The organism is Massilia agilis, from assembly GCF_024756255.1.
GTDB classification, from domain to species: Bacteria; Pseudomonadota; Gammaproteobacteria; order Burkholderiales; family Burkholderiaceae_D; genus Telluria; species Telluria agilis.
In genome coordinates, this window is the sequence record NZ_JANUHB010000002.1 from 391,994 (window position 1) to 412,519 (window position 20,526).

Annotated in this window: 18 protein-coding genes; 7 read left to right on the forward strand and 11 right to left on the reverse strand. The window is 67.8% G+C overall.

The window, feature by feature from the left end; all coding sequences use genetic code 11:
• Positions 1 to 9: 9 nt before the first annotated feature.
• From tssG to NX774_RS08680, 6 genes are all read right to left on the reverse strand, one after another.
• Entirely contained in the window at positions 10 to 1,056 is a 1,047-nt protein-coding gene (gene tssG / locus NX774_RS08655) for a type VI secretion system baseplate subunit TssG (RefSeq protein WP_258821772.1), read from the reverse strand.
• Entirely contained in the window at positions 1,020 to 2,852 is a 1,833-nt protein-coding gene (gene tssF / locus NX774_RS08660) for a type VI secretion system baseplate subunit TssF (RefSeq protein ID WP_258821773.1), read from the reverse strand. The genes tssG and tssF overlap by 37 nt, the downstream gene beginning before the upstream one ends.
• 149 nt (positions 2,853 to 3,001) lie before the next feature.
• Positions 3,002 to 3,751 (reverse strand): aquaporin Z, encoded by a 750-nt coding sequence (aqpZ, locus tag NX774_RS08665; protein ID WP_258821774.1) that lies wholly within the window; start codon positions 3,749 to 3,751, stop codon positions 3,002 to 3,004.
• An 84-nt stretch (positions 3,752 to 3,835) separates the two neighbouring features.
• Positions 3,836 to 4,213, reverse strand: a complete 378-nt coding sequence (locus NX774_RS08670) for a response regulator transcription factor (RefSeq protein WP_258821775.1) — start codon at positions 4,211 to 4,213, stop codon at positions 3,836 to 3,838.
• 75 nt (positions 4,214 to 4,288) lie between these two features.
• Positions 4,289 to 4,942 (reverse strand): response regulator transcription factor, encoded by a 654-nt coding sequence (locus NX774_RS08675; protein ID WP_258821776.1) that lies wholly within the window; start codon positions 4,940 to 4,942, stop codon positions 4,289 to 4,291.
• Positions 4,935 to 7,166 carry a sensor histidine kinase gene (locus tag NX774_RS08680; RefSeq protein ID WP_258821777.1) on the reverse strand — a complete coding sequence of 744 codons (2,232 nt, stop codon included), beginning with the start codon at positions 7,164 to 7,166 and terminating at the stop codon, positions 4,935 to 4,937. Before NX774_RS08680 ends, NX774_RS08675 begins: the two co-directional genes overlap by 8 nt.
• Before the next feature lie 370 nt (positions 7,167 to 7,536).
• Here NX774_RS08680 and NX774_RS08685 point away from each other — a divergent pair, with 370 nt between their 5' ends.
• Positions 7,537 to 8,226, forward strand: a complete 690-nt coding sequence (locus tag NX774_RS08685) for a lipid-binding SYLF domain-containing protein (protein WP_258821778.1) — start codon at positions 7,537 to 7,539, stop codon at positions 8,224 to 8,226.
• A 42-nt stretch (positions 8,227 to 8,268) separates the two neighbouring features.
• Here the strand turns inward: NX774_RS08685 and NX774_RS08690 are convergent, their stop codons facing one another.
• The 3 genes from NX774_RS08690 to NX774_RS08700 all read right to left on the reverse strand — a co-directional run bounded on the left by NX774_RS08690 (position 8,269) and on the right by NX774_RS08700 (position 12,020).
• Positions 8,269 to 9,045, reverse strand: a complete 777-nt coding sequence (locus NX774_RS08690; protein WP_258821779.1) for an SDR family oxidoreductase — start codon at positions 9,043 to 9,045, stop codon at positions 8,269 to 8,271.
• Complete coding sequence (locus NX774_RS08695) at positions 9,042 to 11,504, reverse strand: flavin-containing monooxygenase (protein WP_258821780.1); 2,463 nt, start codon at positions 11,502 to 11,504, stop codon at positions 9,042 to 9,044. Before NX774_RS08695 ends, NX774_RS08690 begins: the two co-directional genes overlap by 4 nt.
• 69 nt (positions 11,505 to 11,573) lie before the next feature.
• On the reverse strand, positions 11,574 to 12,020 hold the full coding sequence (locus tag NX774_RS08700; protein WP_258821781.1) for an acyl-CoA thioesterase: 447 nt from the start codon (positions 12,018 to 12,020) through the stop codon (positions 11,574 to 11,576).
• Positions 12,021 to 12,215: 195 nt separating this feature from the next.
• Between NX774_RS08700 and NX774_RS08705 the strand changes: the two genes are divergently transcribed.
• Positions 12,216 to 14,264, forward strand: coding sequence for a M13 family metallopeptidase (locus NX774_RS08705; RefSeq protein WP_258821783.1), 2,049 nt, complete (start codon positions 12,216 to 12,218; stop codon positions 14,262 to 14,264).
• Positions 14,265 to 14,380: 116 nt separating this feature from the next.
• Positions 14,381 to 16,243 carry a dihydroxy-acid dehydratase gene (gene ilvD / locus NX774_RS08710; RefSeq protein ID WP_258821785.1) on the forward strand — a complete coding sequence of 621 codons (1,863 nt, stop codon included), beginning with the start codon at positions 14,381 to 14,383 and terminating at the stop codon, positions 16,241 to 16,243.
• Positions 16,244 to 16,264: 21 nt separating this feature from the next.
• Here ilvD and NX774_RS08715 read toward each other — a convergent pair whose 3' ends face one another.
• A complete protein-coding gene (locus tag NX774_RS08715) occupies positions 16,265 to 16,879 on the reverse strand; it encodes a LysE/ArgO family amino acid transporter (RefSeq protein WP_258821786.1) in 615 nt (204 codons plus the stop codon).
• 103 nt (positions 16,880 to 16,982) lie between these two features.
• On the opposite strand from NX774_RS08715, the gene NX774_RS08720 reads away from it, so the two are divergent.
• From NX774_RS08720 to NX774_RS08735, 4 genes are all read left to right on the forward strand, one after another.
• Positions 16,983 to 17,879, forward strand: a complete 897-nt coding sequence (locus NX774_RS08720) for a LysR family transcriptional regulator ArgP (RefSeq protein WP_258821787.1) — start codon at positions 16,983 to 16,985, stop codon at positions 17,877 to 17,879.
• Positions 17,880 to 17,985: 106 nt separating this feature from the next.
• Positions 17,986 to 19,431: a DUF389 domain-containing protein gene (locus NX774_RS08725; protein ID WP_258821788.1), complete on the forward strand. Its 1,446-nt coding sequence runs from the start codon at positions 17,986 to 17,988 to the stop codon at positions 19,429 to 19,431.
• A 38-nt stretch (positions 19,432 to 19,469) separates the two neighbouring features.
• Positions 19,470 to 19,616, forward strand: a complete 147-nt coding sequence (locus NX774_RS08730; RefSeq protein WP_258821789.1) for a hypothetical protein — start codon at positions 19,470 to 19,472, stop codon at positions 19,614 to 19,616.
• Between the two features lie 79 nt (positions 19,617 to 19,695).
• Positions 19,696 to 20,085, forward strand: a complete 390-nt coding sequence (locus NX774_RS08735; RefSeq protein ID WP_258821790.1) for a DUF1622 domain-containing protein — start codon at positions 19,696 to 19,698, stop codon at positions 20,083 to 20,085.
• 2 nt (positions 20,086 to 20,087) lie between these two features.
• Here NX774_RS08735 and NX774_RS08740 read toward each other — a convergent pair whose 3' ends face one another.
• Positions 20,088 to 20,507 (reverse strand): (R)-mandelonitrile lyase, encoded by a 420-nt coding sequence (locus tag NX774_RS08740; RefSeq protein WP_258821791.1) that lies wholly within the window; start codon positions 20,505 to 20,507, stop codon positions 20,088 to 20,090.
• Positions 20,508 to 20,526 lie beyond the last annotated feature (19 nt).

Sequence of the window (20,526 nt, forward strand, 5' to 3'; positions counted from 1 at the left end):
GTAGGAAGGTCAAGCCCCCTCGCCAAGCGGGCGCAAGGGACGCAGCGGGCGCAGCTGGTAGCGCATGTCGGTGCGGTCGGCGGGCGCAGGCTCGTCGAGCATGAAACTGTCCAGGCCCAGGCGTGTCCGCTTGCTGCCGCCCAGCTGTACCGGCCGCGCCTCGCCGGCCCGCAGCACCAGCGCGACCGTGTACACCAGCGTGGGCACGCCGAACAGGCCCAGCACCTTTTCGAGCGCGACCGCGCCTGCCCGGCCGGGAAGGAAGCGCTCGTAGGCCGCGCGGTCCAGCGGGCCGATCCGAACCCGCACATGCAGGTCGGGCCGCCAGCTGCGCGCCCCCGCCACGGCCGTGTCGCCCAGCGCCGCATTGGCCAGGCCAAGGCAGGTCTGCTCGCCTGGCGCCATCACGTCCCAGTAGTCGGCCATTTCCTCGACCGCCAGCGGCACGCCGAGGTAGCTCGACAGGATGCGCGCCAGCACCCTGGATGACAGCGGCCGCTGCTGGATCAGTCCGGCGTAGTACGCCACCGCGTCGTCGCACAGCCCGTCCGTGTTCTGCAGCGCGCTGCCGGGGTAAAAGCCCGCCAGCGCAAGCAGCAGGGGCTCGAAGCCGTCACGCTCGGCATGCTCGACCCGGTACTTGCGCCAGCTCTCGTAGAACAACGCAAGCATGCGGTTCGACAGCAAATCGAGGAAGGCGCGCGGCGCCTCGTCCTGCTGGCCCGACTGCCACGCCACGACACGTTCGGTGAAGTGCGCGGGCAAGGCCCCGTGCGTGCCCAGCATGCCCATGAAGGTGGGCGTGATGTGCAACTGGCCGCTGGACTCGTGCTCGCCGCGCTGCAGCGCCACGGCTTCGATTTCACTTGCCGGAAAGCCGAGCGACACGCTGTTCCGGAAACGCAGGTGGCGCTCGAGCGCCTGCCCGGCCGGCACGCCCTGCTGCGCATACCACAGGAGCGCCAGCCGCACCGCCTGGAAAAAGCCGAACTGCTCCGGCTCGCGCAGCAGGCGCTCGATCACGCTCTCGTGTTCTCGGCCGTGCGCGGCGGGCATGCGATGATCTCCTGTCCGGTCTGTTCCGACACCAGCGTGAGCTGGGTGAAGCAGTTGAGTTGCGCATTGAGCGCGAAGAACCTGTCCATCACCTGCGCGAACACGTACAGGCTGCTGCCAACAAAAGCTTCCTCGTCTACCGTCATGCGGATCGCGATGCCCGGCATGAGCGTGGACGCGGGCAAGGTCTTCACCCACGCCCGCACCGCACCGTGCTCGAGCCCGACGATGCCGTTGACCTGCCGCTGCGAGATCGGCGTGCGCACCAGGTCGTACAGCGCGAGCATTTTCTGGAAGTCGCCCAGCCCGGCATTCGTAAGCTGCGCGTGGTTCAGCGCCAGGTGCGTGACCAGCCGCCAGTGTGCCCCGTTCCCGCTGGCGAAGCGGTAGCTGGGCGTGGGCCGGCGCAGCATACGGATCGGATAGGCGCCGGCCAGCCCGTCGGCGCGCAAATCGCCTTCCGGATGGCCGTAGCGCAGCTGCGATGGCAGGTCGCGATTGGTGCAGGTCAGTTCGGTGGACAGCGTGGCGCCGGCGGCGGCCGTCGGGCTGAACTCGGCGTCGATCAGCGAGACGCGCAGCTCGTGACCCGGGCTGACCGCGGCAATGGCATCATCGCGCCGGGTCAGCCAGTAGTTGCGCGGCGAGGCTTGTGCCGTGTCGTGGCGCACCGCATACAGTGGGCTGAATTCCGTCACGCGGCCGCCGCCCGCGCCCTCGCGCACCAGGCGCACCTGGTCTACGCTGTAGATTTCGTATGCGCCGGCGTGCGCCACGTCCGCGACCAGCGCGTAGTCGGCGCTCGTGTGCGACAGCTGCACCGGCACGCCCGCCTTGTCGAACAGGTTGATGACCGGGGTGCAGCCGGGCAGCAGGTTCTTGTGCGCCAGCGGCGCGAGCAGGCGCGCGCCCGCCGAGTCGGCAGGCACGCCGGACAGCGCCAAGTGCAGCGTGAAGCGCTGGCAGCGGGCCGGCAGCAGCGGCAGCAACTCGGCAAGCTGCAGGTCGATGAAGTTGAATTTTTCGGGATAGGCAAAGTACTCGGCGAGCAGCCGGAATGCCGGGTGCGAGCGTGCCGGCGACGGGATCATCGCGTCGTCGTCGGCAAAGCCGGCAAGGCGCAGCGGCACGCGCTCGAGCCGGGTCCAGCTCCCGCCCGGCTCCGGCTGCAGGTACGCGCAAGCGGTACGCATGAACAGCGCATCGATGAGCGCCGCGCGCAGCGAGGGTTCGCCGTCCACGAACAGGCGCAGCGTGCCGGCGCAATCCCGCGTAATGTGCGACGCCGGGTTGGTGCAAGCGATCGTGATGCTGATGCAGCCACTGACGCCGCGCGGCAGGCGCAGTGAGCGCGGCGCGTTCACCATCGACGAAAAACCGGCGTGCACCACCGCCAGCGCGCCCAGCGTGACGTCATACACCGTGCGGAACTGGCAGATGGTGTGCTCGACCGCGTTTGAACGCAATGCGGTGCCGCGTGCCAGCGTGGCCAGTTGCCCCGCCTCGCCCGCGGTCACCTGCGCGACTGAGTACGAAGGCATCGGCCGCAAGTAGTGCGGGTACAGGCTTTCCAGCAGCGCCTCGGTGAACTTGGGGTAGTCGTCGTCCAGCCGCTTCCTGACGCGCGCACTGAGCAGCGCCACCGACTGGATCAGCCGCGCGACGCTGGGGTCTTCGTAGGTGTCGCCGGCAATGTGCAGGTCGCTGGCAGGCTTGGGGAAGCGGTTGCGAAACTCACGGGCATACTGGCCGAACAGGCCCAGCTCCTCTTCGAAATAGCGCAAAAGCTCGTCCATCGGCCGCTCCGCCCCAGATTGCTGATGACCAGGTCCGATGCTCCCACGCCGCCCTGCCCTCCACGTTGACCGCTGTCAATTTGCTTGATACACGTAGAGTGGGCGGGTTTCCCGCCCACGCGTTCAACAAAAGCCTGGCTGGCCACGGCTCACGGCCGCGCACCGGCGACACCCGGCTCCAGCCCGCCGGTGACTGCCGGCTCGCGCACCTCGCGCTGGAACGCCGCCTTGTACAGCACCCCGGCCAGCGTCCCGCCGATGAGTGGCGCCACCCAAAACATCCACAGTTGCATCACCGCCCAGCCGCCCACGAACAGCGCCGGCCCGGTGCTGCGCGCCGGGTTGACCGACGTATTCGTCACCGGGATGCTGATCAGGTGCACCAGCGTAAGCGCCAGCCCCACCGCAATGCCGGCAAACCCGACCGGCGCCCGCGTATGCGTCGCGCCAAGGATCACCAGCACGAACATGAACGTCATCACCACCTCGCACAGGAACGCCGACTCCAGCGAATAACCGCCAGGCGAGTGCGCCGCGTAGCCGTTGGCCGCGAGCCCCGACGCCTGCAGGTCGAAGCCGGGCTGGCCGCTCGCGATCAGGTACACGATGCCGGCCGCGGCCACCGCGCCCACCACCTGCACCACGATGTAGGGCGCCAGCTGCTTGCCCGGAAAACGCCCGCCGGCCCACAGCCCGACCGACACCGCCGGGTTGAAGTGGCCGCCAGAAATGGGACCGAGCGCGTACACGCCGGTCAGCACGGTCAGGCCGAACGCCAGCGCCACGCCGGTGAGGCCGATGCCGACCTCGGGAAACCTGGCAGCCAGCACGGCGCTGCCGCAGCCCCCGAGGACAAGCCAGAAGGTGCCGATGAATTCGGCCAGCAGTTTAATGAACATTGCGTCCTCCCCAACAGGTATGCCAACGACAACCAAACACCGATTGTCGGTGTCAGTCGCGCAGGCGTCGATTGGACGTTGGTCCTAGCGTGCCTTGGCGCTGGCTGCCTGCACCGCTGCGAGCAGCTCGCGGTCGTCCACCGGCTTGGTCAGGTAGGCAAAGGCGCCGGCGGCCATGCAGGTCTCGCGCGCCTCGCGCTCGTCGCGCGCGCTGATGACGATGGCAGGCACCCCGGCCTGCCGGAACAGCGGCCAGGCCTGCACATCCAGGCCCGACATGCCGGGCATCTGCAGGTCCAGGACCAGGCAGGCGAAACGCTCGCGCCCCAGCGCGTCGAGGAAGTCGGCGCCGCTGGCGTAGGTCAGCGGCTGGTAGCCGGCGGCGCGCAGCAACCGGGCCAGCGCCTTGCGCACCGAGGCCTCGTCGTCAACCACCGCCACCTTGACTGCATGGGTGTCCATTGCGGTCTTATAAGGGACGGGAACGCAAATGGCGATTGCACGTTGGTCCAATCGGTTGGCGCGCCGGGACAGCCTTCAGTGCTGGCGCCGCCCTGGCCTGTCGTGGCCCTCCACCACCGCGCCCACTTCCAGCTCGAAGGTCTTGCGCACCAGGTCCGCCAGCGACGATGCGCCCATCTTGACCATGGCGCGGGCGCGGTGCACCTTGATCGTCTTTTCGGCCACCCCCAGGTCGGCCGCAATCTGCTTGTTCATGCGCCCGTCCACCACCTGCTGCATCACCTCGTGTTCGCGCGGCGTGAGCAAGGCCATGCGGCCGCGGATGCGCTGCAGTTCGTCGGATACGCGGCGCCGCTCCTCGTCCCGCGCGATGGCGCCATGGACGGCGCGCAGCAACTCGTCGTCGTCGCACGGCTTGGTCAGGAAATCGACGGCGCCAGCCTTCATCGCCTGCACGCTGTCGGCCACGTCGCCAAAGCCGGTCATGAACACGACCGGGCGCTCGCAGCCGGACGCCAGCAGCGCCTGCTGCAGCGCCAGCCCGCCCAGGTCCGGCAGCCGCATGTCGAGCACGATGCAGCCGGCCAGCGCGGGGTCGTGCTGCGCAAGGAACTCGCCGGCCGACTGGAAGGCGCGTACCGCCAGCCCATCCGATTGCAGCAGCCGCCCCAGCGACTTGAGCACGCCCGGGTCGTCGTCCACCAGGTACACGGTTTTTTCGTCACTCATAGTTGTCCCCAAAATAGACGGGCAGGCTGATGCAGAACGCACAGCCGCCCTGCGCCAGGTTCCTGGCCTCGATCGTCCCGCCATGCTGGCTGATGATCGCGCGGCAGATCGACAGGCCGAAACCGAGCCCTTCGGCCTTGGTGGTAAAGAAGGGATCGAACACCTTGCCGATCATGTCCGGCGCGATGCCGGGGCCGCTGTCGGCCACGGTCAGCGTCACCTGCCCGTCCGCCCGCAGCGCGTTGGCGATGCAGATGCGGCGCCGCGCGGGCGGAGCCAGGCGCATGGCGTCGCAGGCGTTCACCACCAGGTTCAGCAGCACCTGCTGCAGCTGGATGCGGTCGCCCCGCACCATCAGCGGCGGCCCGGGCGCGAACTCCACGGCGACATTGCGCTCGACCAGGTTGCCGTGCGTGAGCTGGAGCGTGTCGCGCACCAGGTCCGCAACGGCGAGCGGCTTCTTCACCGTTTCTTCCTTCTTGAACAGTGCGCGCAGCCGGCGGATCACCTCGCCGGCGCGCTTGTCCTCTTCCACGATGTCGTCCAGGATGTCGTGGATCTCGCCCATGTCCGGGCACGGCTGCGACAGGAAGCGCCGGCCCGCCTGCGCGTTGGCCAGGATGGCGGCCAGCGGCTGGTTCAGTTCGTGCGCCAGCGCGCCGGACAGCTCGCCCAGCACCACCACGCGGCTCAGGTGGGTCAGCTGCTCGCGCTGCCGCCGCAGTTCGGCCTCGGCCCGCCGCTGCCCCGTCACATCGCGAATGATCGCCAGGAAGCAGCACTCGCTGCCCGCGCCGATAGAGACCCCGGACATGAGCACCTGCAGCTCGCGCCCCTGGCGGTCGCGCATGCGCAGCTCAAGGTCGCGGGTGGCGCCCTGCCCGCCAAAGCAGGCCTGCACCTTTGCGCTGTCGTCGGGGCCGGCGTACAGGCCAAGCTGGCCGGGACTGCGGCCGATCACCTCGTCGCGGCCATAGCCGAACAGTTGCTGCCAGCGGTCGTTCACGTCCACCAGCGCTCCGTCGGCCGAGGCGCCAAGCGCCATCGCGTCCGGGCCCAGCCGGAACAGGTTCGAAAAGCGCGAGGCCGCGGCGCGCTCGGCTTCCAGCGCCTTCCTGCGCGCGGCGATCTCGGAGCGCAGCACCTCGTTGGCGCGCCGCAGTTCCACCGTGCGCTGGGCGACGCACTGTTCGACCTCGGCGCGGGCGCGGCGCTCGCGCGCCAGCCGCTCGGCACGCCTGCGCTCGGCCGCCAGCGCAACGCCCAGCTTTTCCTGCTCGTGCCTGAGCGAAGCCAGCGTGCCGCGCCGCTCCTGGGTCAGCGCGGTCAGCAGCAGCATCGGCACCGCAACAGCATCCAGGAACAGGGTCAGCGGCAATGGCGCGCCGCCCATCGCATCGCTGGCGAACGGCCCGCCGCCCGCCGCCGTCGAAGCGACGACCAGCGCGGCGAACACGAACATGGCAAGGCCGGCGCCCAGGGAGCCAAAGCGCAGCGCGACCCAGAACAGCAGCGGCAGCGGCGCGTAGCCGAGCAGCGCCGACAAGTGGCCCGGCGCTCCCTTGCTGACAAACGCGCAGCCGCCGAGCACCGCGATCGCAATGGCTGCCAGGCCCGCCTCGAACTGGCGCTGCGGCCGGTCCCGCAGCAGCCGCGCAAGCGCGCCGGTGCGCAGGCCCATCGCCGGCGGCACGATGGCCAGCACCGCCGCCGCGCCGCCGAACATGCGCGCGCTCCACGCCTGCGAGAACGACGGTGGGCCCGTGCCGGCCGCGGACAGCATGGCCGCCTCCGGCAGCGCGGCCAGGGCTGGCGCAGCGAAGGCGCACCAACACGCGAACACGAGCACGTGGCGCAGCAGGTCGAACCGCGGCGGCCCGCGCAGCAGCCACAGCGCTCCCGCAGCACCGAGGACCGCGACACTGGCGTCCCCGCTGAACCAGGCCAGGGCCAGCGGCAGGCCGTGGTGCCATTGCACGAGCAGCGACACCGGCAGTGCCGCGAGCAGGATGCTGAACCAGGCCCGTGCCGGGTTGAGCAGCATCGCCGCCATCAGGACCGCGCCGCCCGGCCGGAAATGTGGCAGCGGCACGGGCGCATTCGCCAGCATCGAGGCGAGCTGCGCGGCCACCCAGTAGCATGCGGCACTCCAAAGCGCTGGCGTCCAGCTGCGTAGTGAAGCCTTGCCGATCGCGCCCTCTGGCTGGGCGGAACTGAACTCCATGAAACCTTCCTTCGGCCTGCCCTGCCCGGGCGGCGCCTCAAACGGGATGCTTGTCACCTGCGGCAATACGATACGGACTTGGCCGTGGTATCGGTCGCACGAATCTGCGTCGATTCTAGGCGGCTGCCGACGGGCGATCAGCCGAACGCTTGCACGCTTTGAGCTTCCGCAAAGGGGATGCGCGCTCAGCCGACAGAAGCGGGAACCATCTGGCGCGCTTGTGATCACGGCAGCGGCCGTCCGGGATGCGGGCCGTCGCACCGGCAAAGTGGCCGAAGGTCCAATATCCAGCGTGCTTCGCCTCGCCTATTCTGCAGGCAGTCCCTGACGGGTTCTTAACTTGTTACGCTGCGAGGTCATGATGCCCACATTGTTTGCACGCACATCGGTGCTGCTGCTGGCCTGGGTTGCGCTGCTGGTTGCAGGCTGCAAGTCCACGCCCACGCAAGAAGACACCCACGCGCGGGTGGATGACGCGGAGAAGACGCTGGCGGACTTCATGCGCGATCCGCAGATGAGCTGGCTACAAACCCACGTCCATGAAGCCAAGGCGGTCATGGTGAGCCCGGCAATCTACCAGGCTGGCTTTGTGGTCGGCGGATCGGGCGGACCGCTGCTGGTGATCGCGCGCAGCCGCACCGGCAGCGGCTGGAACGGTCCGGCTTTCTACCACATGGGCTCCGGCAGCCTGGGCCTGCAGGCTGGCGCGCAAAAGGCGGAGATGGTGGCGCTGGTGATGACGGACAAGGCGCTCAATTCACTGCTGTCCACCTCGTTCAAGTTCGGCGGCGACGTCAGCATTGCGGCCGGCCCGGTTGGCGCGGGCGCCGCGGCGCCGATCACGTCCGATATCGTCACCTTCACCCGCACCAAGGGCCTGTACGGCGGGATCAACCTGGACGGCACCGTCATCACGATCGACGACGGGCGCAACCACGCCTTCTACGGGCGCACGGTGACGCCGGTGGACATCCTGATCGAGCACAGCGTGACCAACCCGTACGGCCGCAAACTGGGCGATGTAGCCTCGGCCGGGGTACATACGCCGCCGGTCAAGTAACACACCTCGAATGCGTGGGCAGCGCCAACTGCCCGCGCCGGCTCACTTTGCAATCATGCGTGCGATGAACCTGGCCAGCCGGTCCGGCCCGGCGCCGTTCAGCGCATGAAACAGCTTCGCCCGAAAACCCACCGGCCAGTGCACCTTGCCCGGGCTGCCGCGGTAATGGGCCGCCTTCCAGATCACGTTCGCCACGTCCTCGGGCGTGAGCCGTACGCCAAGCCGCCGGATGCTTGCCGCGTCCATGTCCTTGACCATGGCGGTCTGCACGAACAGCGGCATCACGTCCATGACGCGGATGCCCTGGTCCTGCCATTCGATGTTGAGCGCCTCGGTGAGCCCGCGCACGGCAAACTTGGTGGCCGAATAGGTCGCCAGCGCCGCCTGCCCATAGATCGCGGCGGAGGACGACAAATTGACCACCCGCGCGCCCGGCGTCCTGGCCAGGAACGGCTGCGCGCAATGACAGCCATGGATCACGCCCTTGATGTTCACGTCCACCAGCGCATCGTGCCGCGCCAGCGCGTTCGACTCGAATGGCCCGGAGATCAGGATGCCCGCGTTATTGACGAGCAGGTCGAGCCGCCCCGTCTTGTCGAAGAAGGCGCCAAGCGCGGCATTCCATTCCTCCGCGCGGGTCGCGTCCAGCCTGAATCGCATGGCCGATGGACCCAATTCCTGTGCAAGCTGAGCCAGCGCGGGCGCGTCGATGTCCGCAATGCCGACAAACCAGCCGCGCTGGCTGAAAAGGCGGGCCGTCGCACGGCCGATGCCCGCTGCCGCGCCGGTGATGAATACGCACTGGCGATCCATGCTCATTGCTGCCCTCCGATTGCACGCATCCCGTCACGTTCGGGCACGCGCAGCACACAGTCGCGCGCGAAGTCGGCCATCCTGCCCAGCGCGGCGACTGCGGACTGGAGATAGAAGGCCGACAGATGGAACACGTGCCAGCGGCCGGCATGCACTTCGAGCCGGCACGGCACACCGCAAGCCGCCGCGTGTTCGGCCAGCCGGGTAGAGTCCGACAGCAGGATCTCCTGGTCGCCAACCTGCACCAGCATCGGCGGCAGCCCTCGCAAGTCGGTCTCGAGCGGATGGTGCGGCATGGCCGAACGCGGGCAGGCGTACCAGCCGAGCCCCTGTTCAAGCCAGCCCTGGCGCACCATCGGGTCCTCGGCACGCTTGAGGATCAGCGAACTGCCGCTCGCGGACGGGTCGGTGAGCGGCGAGACCAGCACCAGCGCGGCCGGCATCGGTTCGCCGCGCGCCTTGAGCGTAAGCGCCAGCGCCAGCGCCAGCGCGCCGCCCGCGGAGTCGCCGGCGATCACGATCCGGCTCGCAGCCAGTCCTTGCGCGATCATCGCGTCGTAGCAGGCCAGCGCATCGTCCAGCCCGGCGGGATACGGGTGCTCGGGCGCCAGCCGATAGTCCGGCACCCAGACGGGCATGTGCGCCTGGCGCGCCAGCCGCGTCGTCACGCTGCGGTGGGTGCCGGGCGTGCCGAGGCAAAAAGCGCCGCCGTGCAGGTACAGCATGGCGCCCTCGCCCGCCGCACCATTTGGCGTCACGACCTCGACGGGGACCGTGCCGACGGTGCGGCGCAGGCGCGCCACGCCCCGCACGCCGGGCATCAGCGGCGACAGCAGTGCAACGGCCAGGCGCTGCCAACGCGCGCTCCACGGCGGCCCCACCAGCGGCCGGAAGCAGGTACGCAGCAGCAGCCGCACCATGCCCGCGTTCAGCCGTTCGACCCGGCCCTGGGGCGGCATGATCACCGCCCTGTCGGCACTGCCCTCGAGCGGCCGGCTGAAACGGTAGGCCTGCAGTCCGGAGCGTTTTGCCAGCCAGCGATACGACAGCGTAAAGCCCGGCCAGTTGGTGCTGTTGTGCCCTGCCGCGTCCACATACCAGCTGCGGCAGCCGGCCCATACCGACTTCGCCAGGCGCCGCTGGATGCCGCTATTGAAATCGCTGTAGCGCGCGTGTTCAACCTCGACCGCCTGCCCGCCCGCGCGTTCGGCCGCATCGAGGCAGCGCATGACGTGCGCGATCTGGCTCTCGAGCATATACAGGATCGAGTTGTGCCCCAGGTTCGTGTTCGGACCATAGAGCATGAAGAAGTTCGGGAAGCCCGGCACGGTCATGCCGAGGTAAGCGGCAGCGCCTTCTTTCCACGCGTCGTGCAGGTCCAGCCCGCCGCGCCCCGTGACGCGCATCGGCGCCAGGAACTCGGTCGCGGCAAAGCCGGTGCCATAGACGATCGCGTCGGCCGCATGGTGGCGTCCGTCCGCGGTCTCGATCCCGCCTGGCGTAATGCGCCTGATCGACTCGGTGACCAGTTCCACGTTCGGTTTGGCCATCGCGGCCAGATAGTCGTTCGACAGCAGGATGCGCTTGCAGCCGATCGGATAATCCGGCACCAGCCTTGCGCGCAGCGCGGCATCGGGCACGTGGCGCGCCAGCAGCCGGCGAAACGGCAGGCCCACCGCCAGCGACAGCAAGGGCTTCATGCGCGTGAACGCGAGCGCCCTGGATTCGTACTTGAGATAGATGGCAGCGCGGTGCAGGCGCATGGTCCACGGCAGGCGCCGGAACATCGCTTGCTCCCAGCCACGATAGGCACGGTCGCCGCGCGGGATGATGTAGGCGGCGGAGCGCTGGAACACCGTGAGCTGGCCGACCTTGTCCGCAAGCGCCGGCACGAACTGGATGGCCGACGCGCCGGTGCCGATCACGGCAACCCGCTTGCCTTCCAGCGCAGCGTCATGATCCCAGCGCGCCGAATGGAAGGCGGGGCCCGCGAAACGCTCGATGCCCTCGATCCGCGGCACGACCGGCCGGCTTAGCTGGCCGGTGGCGGTGACGAGAATGCTGGCGCGCAGGCGCGTGCCGTCGGCCAGCGTGACGCGCCACAGCGCCTGCGCCTCGTCATAGTCGGCCTGCCGCACTTCCGCCCCAAGCCGCAGGTGCGAGCGCAAGCCATATTTATCGGTGCAGCGCTGCAGGTAGCGGTGGATTTCGGGCTGGGTCGCGAACACGCGCGACCAGTCGGGATTGGGCTCGAACGAGAACGAATACAGATGCGAGGGAACATCGCAGGCCGCGCCAGGATAGGCGTTGTCGCGCCAGACGCCGCCCACATCCTGCGACTTTTCCAGGATGACGAAGCTGTCCAGCCCCGCCTTTTTCAGCGCAATCGCCATGCCGATGCCGCCAAAGCCGGCGCCGACGATGATGGCCTTGAACGTGACCGGCAATGAACTGGTTGCTGACATCGGACCACCTTCCAATGAACTGAGCGGGGTGACAACAACCAATCATAACCGCAAAACTTACTTTTTTGTCTATGTTGCGCTTTGCTCGCCCTGGACGGCCGGCAGGTAGACCGACTTGAATTCTTCCGGCATGCGGCTAACCCGGCCGGTGCCCAGCTGGATGCAGACCAGGTCCCAGCAGCCGCGCAGCACGGTCGCGCCATCGGCCAGGCGCACCACCTGGAAGCGGCGCTGCATGCGCGTCTTGCCGTCGCTGGCGACAAGCCAGGTGCCGATCAGGAGGGTTTCGCCGGCGAACGTGGGCAGCAGGTAGTCGTACTCGCTGCGGCGGATCGCCATGGCGCGGTCGAGCCGGTGATAATCGGCCAGGCACAGGCCAAGCGCCTCGGAATGCGCCCACGCCGCCTGTTCGCACCACTTCACATAGACCGCGTTGTTGGTGTGGTTCAGGCCATCGATGTCGGCAGCCGTCGCGGCCACGGCATAGGTGTGGGGGTCGGGATAGTCCCAGTTCACATGCAGCTCCTTCGATACGCAAATGCGCGCCGCCCGGCGGCACCGCTCGCAGGATAAGCGCGAATGCCCCGCATCGCAAATGTGCCCGAGAATGTGGCATGCAGATGTCCCACTGGCTCACATTTTAATGTATGGTATTGACGCGCCGATAACCATTGATCGCACTTTCGCGTCCGAGAGAAGGAAAACAACGACATGCAAAAGCAGCACCGATCCGCCCGTGCCGTCGCCGGCATTGTCCTGGCCCTGGCAAGCGCCGCATGCGCGCAGGCCAACGCCGCCGCGCCGTCCGCCACGCACAAGAAGACGCACGCGCAGGAGCGCAAGAAGACCGCGCCGGCGACCGGCAACGTCATCTCGCTGGCGGCAATGGATAACGCGGTCGATGCATGCGATGACTTCTACCTGCGGGCCTGCGGCGGCTTCATTGCCACTGCAAAGACGGACGCGGCGCACCCGACGATCCATATGATCAGCCAGCAGTTCGAGGCAAATCTCGAGCACAGTTTCGAGACCCTGTTTGCCCAGGACGTGTCGGGCGACCCCGAGCTTGCACGGCTGAAGACCTTCTACTCCTCCTGCCTGTCCGGCAATGCGTCCGATGGCGCGATCGTCAAGCAGTGGCTGGCCCGGATCGATGCCGCGCAGTCGCCCGCCCAGATCCAGGCCCTGCTGCTGGAGTTGAACGCCATCGGCGTGCAGCCATTCTTCGAGTACAGCGGACAGCCGGACCGCAAGCAGTGGGACCGCTACCGCGGCGAGATCAACAACCCTTACCTCTTCGGGAACCAGCAGGTCGTGGAGCGCACCTTCACCGCCGCCGGCATGGCACAAGAGGACGCCAAGCGCGACGCGGCAGTGGTGGCATCGATGGTGGCGGCCCTGCGCAAACACCTGGGCAACCGCTACGACGCGGACGCGGCCGAAAACCCGCGCACGCTTGCCCAGCTGGCGCAACTGGCGCCGTCGATCGACTGGGCCCACTTTTTCGAGCTGGCCGGTACCCCGCCAAACGGTGTCGTCAACCTGACGTCGCCCGCCTATGTGCAGGCGGTGGAAAAGGAGCTGTCTTCCCGCACGCCAGCCGAGCTGCGTGCCTTCATCCGCTGGTCGTTCCTGTTCTCGCTGCGCGGCGAACTGCCGTCGCCCTACAACGCGGCCTTCGGCGACCTCAGTCCGTCGCTGCGCGTCCAGCTGGGCAACCCTGTCGGCCAGTGCCGCGACGCCACCGTGCGCGCGATGGGGGTCGAGTTCTCGCGCCAATACGCCACCCGCGTGCTGGGCTGGAAGGCGCGCGACGCGGCGCAGAAGATCGCCTCCGACATCAAGGAACGCATCGTGGCAGCGGTGGCCGACGCGCAATGGCTCTCGCCCGAGGGAAGGAAAGCGACCGCGGACAAGCTGGCCAGGACCGACCTGAAAATCGGCTTCCCGGACCAATGGCCGGAAGTCGGCAGCTATCCGCTGGACGCGTCAGGCTTCCTGTCCAACGTGCTGGCGGCGCGCACCTACGAACAGCGTCGCACCTGGGCGCGGGTGGGCAAGGAACACTCCCTGACTGCCTGGGACATGATCGTGAGCCCGTGGGTGGGCGACGGCATGGCGGCGGCGCGCCTGGTCGTCCCCAACGGCTTTCCGGACGCGCTGTCGAACTCGATCATCATGACCGCGGCCTACCTCGGTTCGCCGCGCTTTGACGCCAACGCCGCGCCCGAACTGAACTACGCCATCTTCGGCTCGGTCTTTGCGCACGAGTTCGTTCACGTCGCCGACCTGCATATGTACGGCGCCGATGGGCGCGACCAGGAACTGTGGAGCGACGCCGACATCAAGGCCGAGGAAAAGCAGGGCCAATGCGTGATCGACCAGGCCAACGCGCACGAGCCGCTGCCCGGCGTGAAGATGAAGGGCGAGCGCCAGTACCACGAAAACGTGGCCGATTACGGCGGCGTGCGCCTGGCCTTCGAAGCGCTGCAGGCAAGGCTGGGCGAGGCCAAACTGTACCGCCGCGACGCCAGCGGCACCTCGCCGGCCCAGCGATTCTTCTATCGGTTCGCGCAGAACTGGTGCACCGCAAACACCACCGATTTCCTGCACAAGGTGGTCGAGTCCGATAGCCACGCACCGACCGCTTACCGGGTCAACGCCCCGCTGTCGAACCTGCCCGCGTTCAGCCGCGCCTTCAGCTGCAAGGCCAATGCGAAGATGGTGCGCCCGGCCGCGCAGCAGTGCCGGGTGTGGTAGTCCGGCGGCCCTGTGATACGCTTAGCGAATCACAGGGCCTCTTACGACATATTGGACAAATCACAGCGCCTGCGGCACCCTAGGGCAATTCATTCAGCAGTCCAGGAGACAAGCGCATGCCCACCTACCGTTCCCGCACCACCACCCAAGGCCGCAACATGGCGGGCGCCCGCGCCCTGTGGCGCGCCACCGGCATGAAGGACGGCGACTTCGACAAGCCGATCATCGCCGTGGTGAACTCGTTCACCCAATTCGTGCCGGGCCACGTGCACCTGAAGGACCTGGGCCAGCTGGTCGCGCGCGAGATCGAGGCAGCCGGCGGCGTGGCCAAGGAATTCAACACCATCGCCGTGGACGACGGCATCGCCATGGGTCACGGCGGCATGCTGTATTCGCTGCCCTCGCGCGACCTGATCGCCGACTCGGTCGAATACATGGTCAACGCCCACTGCGCCGACGCAATGGTGTGCATCTCCAACTGCGACAAGATCACGCCGGGCATGCTGATGGCTGCCATGCGCCTGAACATCCCGGTGGTGTTCGTCTCGGGCGGGCCGATGGAAGCGGGCAAAGTGGTCAAGGTCGTCAACAACGACGAGAAGATCATCAAGCTGGACCTGATCGACGCCATGATCAAGGCCGGCGACTCGGCCGTGTCGGACGCCGATGTGCTCGAAGCCGAGCGTTCGGCCTGCCCCACCTGCGGCTCGTGCTCCGGCATGTTCACCGCCAACTCGATGAACTGCCTGACCGAGGCGCTGGGCCTGTCCTTGCCGGGCAACGGCACCATCGTCGCCACCCACGCCGATCGCCGCGACCTGTTCCTGCGCGCCGGCCGCCTGATCGTGGAACTGGCTAAACGGTATTACGAACAGGACGACGCGTCGGTCCTCCCGCGCAGCATCGCCACCAAGGCCGCGTTCGAGAACGCGATGGCGCTGGACGTGTCGATGGGCGGCTCCACCAACACCGTGCTGCACCTGCTGGCCGCCGCGCACGAGGCGCAGGTCGAGTTCACGATGGCCGACATCGACCGCATCTCGCGCAAGGTACCATGCCTGTGCAAGGTCGCGCCGATGACCGACAAGTTCCACATCGAGGACGTGCACCGCGCCGGCGGCATCATCTCCATCCTGGGCGAGCTGGCACGCGCCGGCCTGCTCGACACGACGGTGCCGTCGGTGCACAGCAAGTCGTTGGCCGAGGCAATCGAGAAGTACGACATCCGCAGGAGCGCTGACCCGGCCGTGCACGAGCTGTTCCGCGCCGCGCCGGGCGGCGTGCCGACCCAGGTGGCGTTCTCGCAGTCCGAGCGCTACGCGCAGAACGACCTCGATCGCGCCACCGGCTGCATCCGCGACCGCGAGCACGCCTATTCGCGGGACGGCGGCCTGGCTGTCCTGTACGGGAACATCGCCGAAAAAGGCTGCATCGTGAAGACTGCCGGCGTGGACGAGAGCATCCTCAAGTTCTCCGGCAAGGCGCGCGTGTTCGAGAGCCAGGACGCGGCAGTGGAAGCCATCCTCGGCGACCAGGTGCAGGCCGGCGACGTCGTCATCATCCGCTACGAAGGCCCCAAGGGCGGCCCCGGCATGCAGGAGATGCTGTACCCGACCTCGTACATCAAGTCCAAGGGCCTGGGCAAGGCATGCGCGCTGTTCACCGACGGACGCTTCTCGGGCGGCTCGTCGGGCCTGGTGATCGGCCACGCTTCGCCCGAAGCGGCGGAAGGCGGCGCGATCGGCCTGATCGAGGACGGCGATGCAGTCGATATCGACATCCCCAACCGCAAGATCGACCTGCGCGTGCCGGCCGACGAACTGGCGCGGCGCCGCGCGGCGATGGAGGCACGCGGCCAGGACGCCTGGAAGCCGGTCAACCGCGACCGCGTGGTGTCGCAGGCGCTGCAAGCCTACGCCGCGCTGACCACGTCCGCCGACCGCGGCGCGGTGCGCGACCTGTCGCAACTGAAGCGCTGATCGCGCGCGGCGGGAGTCGCTTCAGCCACGCAGCAGCAATCCCGCCAGCACCAGCATGGTGGCGCCGGTGAGCGCCTCCACCGCGCGCCACACGCCTGGCCGGCCGAGCACGAACGCGCAGCGCCGCGCCAGCAGCCCCAACGCCGAGAACCACAGCAGCGAAGCGGCCATCGCACCTGCCGCGAACGAGGTGCGGTGACCGGCCGCCAGGCTGCTGCCCACCGCACCCAGCAGCACCACGGTATCGAGATAGACGTGCGGATTGAGCAGCGACATGGCCAGCACTGCGGCCACCGCCGCCGTTGCCGTACCGGACTGCGCCCCGGCGACCAGCGACGGTCCATCTGCACCCTTCCAGGAACTGCCAAGGCACCGCAATCCGTACCACAGCAGGAAGGCCGCGCCCCCGTAACGACAGGCGGCCAGCACCAGCGGCGACGACTCGACCACCGCGCCCAGGCCGGCCATCCCCAGGGCGATCAGGAGCACGTCCACCAGCACGCAAATGGCCACCGTCAGCCCCACATGCCGGCCGCGGATGGCGGTGCGGATCACATGGGCGTTCTGGGCGCCGATCGGCATGATCAGGCTGGCGCCCATGCCCAGCCCCTGCACGAAAACCTGTTGGGAAAACACTGCTTGCTCCTTCTGCTCGTCGAAAACCCGAGCATGCCTTCCGCTGCCCTCCTGCATCAACTATATTAACGAAATCTACTGAACCATAAGCCGCACTAATTATATGAACATCGATCCGCGCCGCAGCGAAGCGTTTGTCGCCGCCATCGACCACGGCAGCTTCGAGCAGGCGGCAGTCCAGCTGCACATCACGCCGTCGGCGGTCTCGCAGCGTGTTGCCGCGCTCGAGCAGGACATGGGCGCCCCCTTGCTCGTGCGTACCCGTCCGTGCCGGCCGACCGCTGCCGGCATCCGGCTGCTGCAGTTCCTGCGGCGGCGCGCGCTGCTGGAGGCGGAGTTCCTTGCCGAACTGGGCAACGATGCCGGTCCGGCGCGCGTGGCGCTCGCGGTGAACAACGACACGCTCTCCACCTGGCTGTTGCCGGCGCTCGCGCCCGTCCTGCTCAAGGAACAGTTGCTGGTCGAGTTCGTGCTGGACAACCAAGGCCACACCGCGGCCCTGCTCGAACAAGGCCAGGCAGTTGCCTGCATTTCGTCGGTCGCCGCGCCGGTGCGCGGCTGCAGTGTCACGCCGATGGGCCTGATGCGCTACCGCATGGTCGCTGCGCCGGCATTTGCCAGTCGCTGGTTCCCGGCCGGGATGAACCGCGAGGCCGCGCGGCGCGCCCCGGTGATGGTCTTTGACCGCAAGGACCTGTTGCAGACCAACTTCCTGCTGCAGCATTTTGGCCTGCCGGAAGGCGCCTATCCGTTCCACTACGTGCCGGCCAGCGAACCCTATGCCGAGGCGATCCGCCTGGGCCTTGGCTACGGCATGCTGCCGCTGGAACAATGCGCGGCGATGCTGCAATCGGGAGCGCTGGTGGACCTGACGCCGGACTTGCACGTGGACGTTCCGCTGTACTGGCACGCGTGGCGGATCCAGCCGGCGCGGCTGGAGCGAATGGGCGCGGCGCTGCTGCAGGCCGCACGTTCGATCCTGTTGCCGCTGCCGGCCTGATGCACGGGCCAGTTGTTGAGTTAGGATACAGCCTTCGACGGCTGCCCGCGGCAGCTCCTCTCACCGGCACCGCTGCGCGCGGCGCCCGACAGAAAAGGCCGCATTGATGTTTCATGCCCTCAAAAACCTCTTCGACCTCCGGCAAGACCAGCACGACCACGACGTCATCGACCACAGCATCCGCGCCGGCGTGCGCATCGGCGGGACCAACCTCTGGGTGCTGTTCTTCGCCATCCTCATCGCCTCGGTTGGCCTGAACGTCAACTCGGCCGCCGTGATCGTCGGCGCAATGCTCATTTCACCGCTGATGCGGCCAATCCTTGGCATCGGCTATGGCGCGGCCATCAGCGACTTTGCCCTGATTCGCAGCGCCGCGCGCAGCCTGCTGATCTTTGCCGTGCTGAGCGTGCTGACCTCGAGCCTGTATTTCCTCGCCAGCCCGCTGACCCAGGCGCAGTCCGAACTGGTGGCCCGCACCACGCCCAACCTGTGGGACGTGCTGATCGCATTCTTCGGCGGCTGCGCCGGCATCATTGCCCAGACCCGTCGCGAAGAATCGACCGTGATCCCGGGCGCCGCCATCGCCACCGCGCTGATGCCGCCGCTGTGCACCGTCGGCTACGGCCTGGCCACGCACAACTGGGACTTCCTGCTGGGTGCGGCCTATCTGTTCGCCATCAACGCATTTTTCATCGCACTGTCCACCTTCCTGTTCGTCAAGCTGATGGGCTTTCCGGAACACGAACAAGCAACCCCCACGCTGCAGCGGCGCGCCCATGCCGTCATCGCGATCGGGGTGCTGGCGCTGGCCCTGCCCAGCGGCTACCTTGCCTATGGCATGGTGCGCGACCAGATGTTCCTCGCTACCAGCAAGGAAGTGCTGCGCGAGCTCGAGACCGAGCCGGGCTCCTTCGTCCTCTCGCGCGAGGTGTCGGTGCGCGCGCGCCGCGTGGCCGTCACGCTGGGCGGCACGCCCCTGCCAGCGGCCGCACAGGCACGGCTTTCCGGCCAGCTGCGCTCAGGTGGTTTTTCAAAGGCGACGCTGGTGGTGCGCCACGTGGGGCAGGAGAAGATCGACCTGGTGGCCCTGCGTGAAGAGCTCAAGCGCGACGTGTACAACAGCACCATCGACGAGCTGCGCGACCGCGCATCCAAGGCCGATGAGCTGAACCTGCAGCTGTCGAAGATGCAGGAAGCGAAGGCGCTGCAAGGCGAGATCATTCGGGAGGTGCTGGCGCAGTACCCGTCCATCCAGAGGATTTCGATCGCCGACGGCACTGCGGCAACCCGCCCGGACACTGCGTCCCAGGCAAATGAGTCCACGCCCGCCACGGCGCCGGCTGCCGGCAACCAGGCGCCGACGGCGGTCACGATCGTCCTGATCCAGGCCCAGCCGGCCTTGGACAATGGCGATCTGGACCGGATCAAGGCCGGCCTCGGGGTGCGGCTGCAGGGAGCCCGGCTGGAGCTCGTCCAGCTTCCTGCTCCGCCACAACCAGCGGCAGTCGCACAGAACAATCGGCGCAAATCCGGTCCGGACAAGCGCACCTGAATACCTCCCTCATCAGCAATGCACCAAGGGATCACTGGATGAATTACGTTTTCCTCGATCGTCGCGGCATCGAATTTCCGTTCCCGACGCAGACGCTGCACCTGGTCGATGCGGCCGCCGTCGGGGTGGCTTCGGTCGCCAGCACAGGCAGTGGCAAGGGGGTTCCCGCCACCACCCCGGCATGAGCCGCAGGCTCGGCCAGGCTGCAGCAATCGTACGTCCTCAAACGACCTGTTCGGCTAGCATGTGGCCTGGAGGGCATGCATGTTCGGCCAGGTCGAGGAACAAGTACAGTACTACGTGGAGTGGCTGCGGCTGCTGGTCGAGACGCTGGGCGCCCTGATCATCGCGGCCGGCGTGGCCGTGGTCGTCGTTGGCCTGGTCCGGCACGCGACCGTCAAGCAGCAAGCCAGCTTCACCCCGATCCGGCTGTCGTTCGCGCGCTTCCTTACGCTCGCGCTGGAACTGCAGCTGGCAGCCGACATCCTGTCGACATCGGTCGCGCCGAGCTGGGACCGGATCGGCAAGCTGGCCGCCATTGCGATCATCCGGACGGCGCTGAACTTCTTCCTGAGCCGCGAAATGAAGGACGAGCGGGCCAGCGAGGAACCGGCCCTGAAACCGCACCAGTCGATTGCGGACCGGTCACACTGACGTCAACGGCTGCCGGCGGCGGGCGGCCCGGCCAGGTACTCCTCGTCGGTGACCTTTTCCAGCCACTCGACGTTCTTGCCATCGAGCGCTTCCTGGATGGCGATGTGCGTCATCGACGTGGTCGGGGTCGCGCCATGCCAGTGCTTGTGGCCGGGCGGGCACCAGATCACATCGCCGGCGCGGATTTCCACGATCGGCTCACCCTCGCACTGGGTCCAGCCGCAGCCCGCGGTAACCACGAGCGTCTGTCCGAGCGGATGGGTGTGCCAGGCGCTGCGCGCGCCCGGCTCGAACGTGACGCTGGCCACCGAAACACGCGCCGGTGCGGGTGGAAAATTGAGCGGGTCGATCCGCACGCTGCCAGTAAAAAATTCGTCGGGGCCCTTCATCGAGGGCTGCGACCCCACACGTTTCAGTTCCATGTTTTTTCCTTTTCAAATG

Bases quoted from the DNA above. Each gene is read 5' to 3' on its own strand.
- tssG (WP_258821772.1), bottom strand. From the start codon at position 1,056: ATGCCCGCCGCGCACGGCCGAGAACACGAGAGCGTGATCGAGCGCCTG.
- tssF (WP_258821773.1), bottom strand. From the start codon at position 2,852: ATGGACGAGCTTTTGCGCTATTTCGAAGAGGAGCTGGGCCTGTTCGGC.
- aqpZ (WP_258821774.1), bottom strand. From the start codon at position 3,751: ATGTTCATTAAACTGCTGGCCGAATTCATCGGCACCTTCTGGCTTGTC.
- NX774_RS08670 (WP_258821775.1), bottom strand. From the start codon at position 4,213: ATGGACACCCATGCAGTCAAGGTGGCGGTGGTTGACGACGAGGCCTCG.
- NX774_RS08675 (WP_258821776.1), bottom strand. From the start codon at position 4,942: ATGAGTGACGAAAAAACCGTGTACCTGGTGGACGACGACCCGGGCGTG.
- NX774_RS08680 (WP_258821777.1), bottom strand. From the start codon at position 7,166: ATGGAGTTCAGTTCCGCCCAGCCAGAGGGCGCGATCGGCAAGGCTTCA.
- NX774_RS08690 (WP_258821779.1), bottom strand. From the start codon at position 9,045: ATGAGCATGGATCGCCAGTGCGTATTCATCACCGGCGCGGCAGCGGGC.
- NX774_RS08695 (WP_258821780.1), bottom strand. From the start codon at position 11,504: ATGTCAGCAACCAGTTCATTGCCGGTCACGTTCAAGGCCATCATCGTC.
- NX774_RS08705 (WP_258821783.1), top strand. From the start codon at position 12,216: ATGCAAAAGCAGCACCGATCCGCCCGTGCCGTCGCCGGCATTGTCCTG.
- ilvD (WP_258821785.1), top strand. From the start codon at position 14,381: ATGCCCACCTACCGTTCCCGCACCACCACCCAAGGCCGCAACATGGCG.
- NX774_RS08720 (WP_258821787.1), top strand. From the start codon at position 16,983: ATGAACATCGATCCGCGCCGCAGCGAAGCGTTTGTCGCCGCCATCGAC.
- NX774_RS08725 (WP_258821788.1), top strand. From the start codon at position 17,986: ATGTTTCATGCCCTCAAAAACCTCTTCGACCTCCGGCAAGACCAGCAC.
- NX774_RS08730 (WP_258821789.1), top strand. From the start codon at position 19,470: ATGAATTACGTTTTCCTCGATCGTCGCGGCATCGAATTTCCGTTCCCG.
- NX774_RS08735 (WP_258821790.1), top strand. From the start codon at position 19,696: ATGTTCGGCCAGGTCGAGGAACAAGTACAGTACTACGTGGAGTGGCTG.
- NX774_RS08740 (WP_258821791.1), bottom strand. From the start codon at position 20,507: ATGGAACTGAAACGTGTGGGGTCGCAGCCCTCGATGAAGGGCCCCGAC.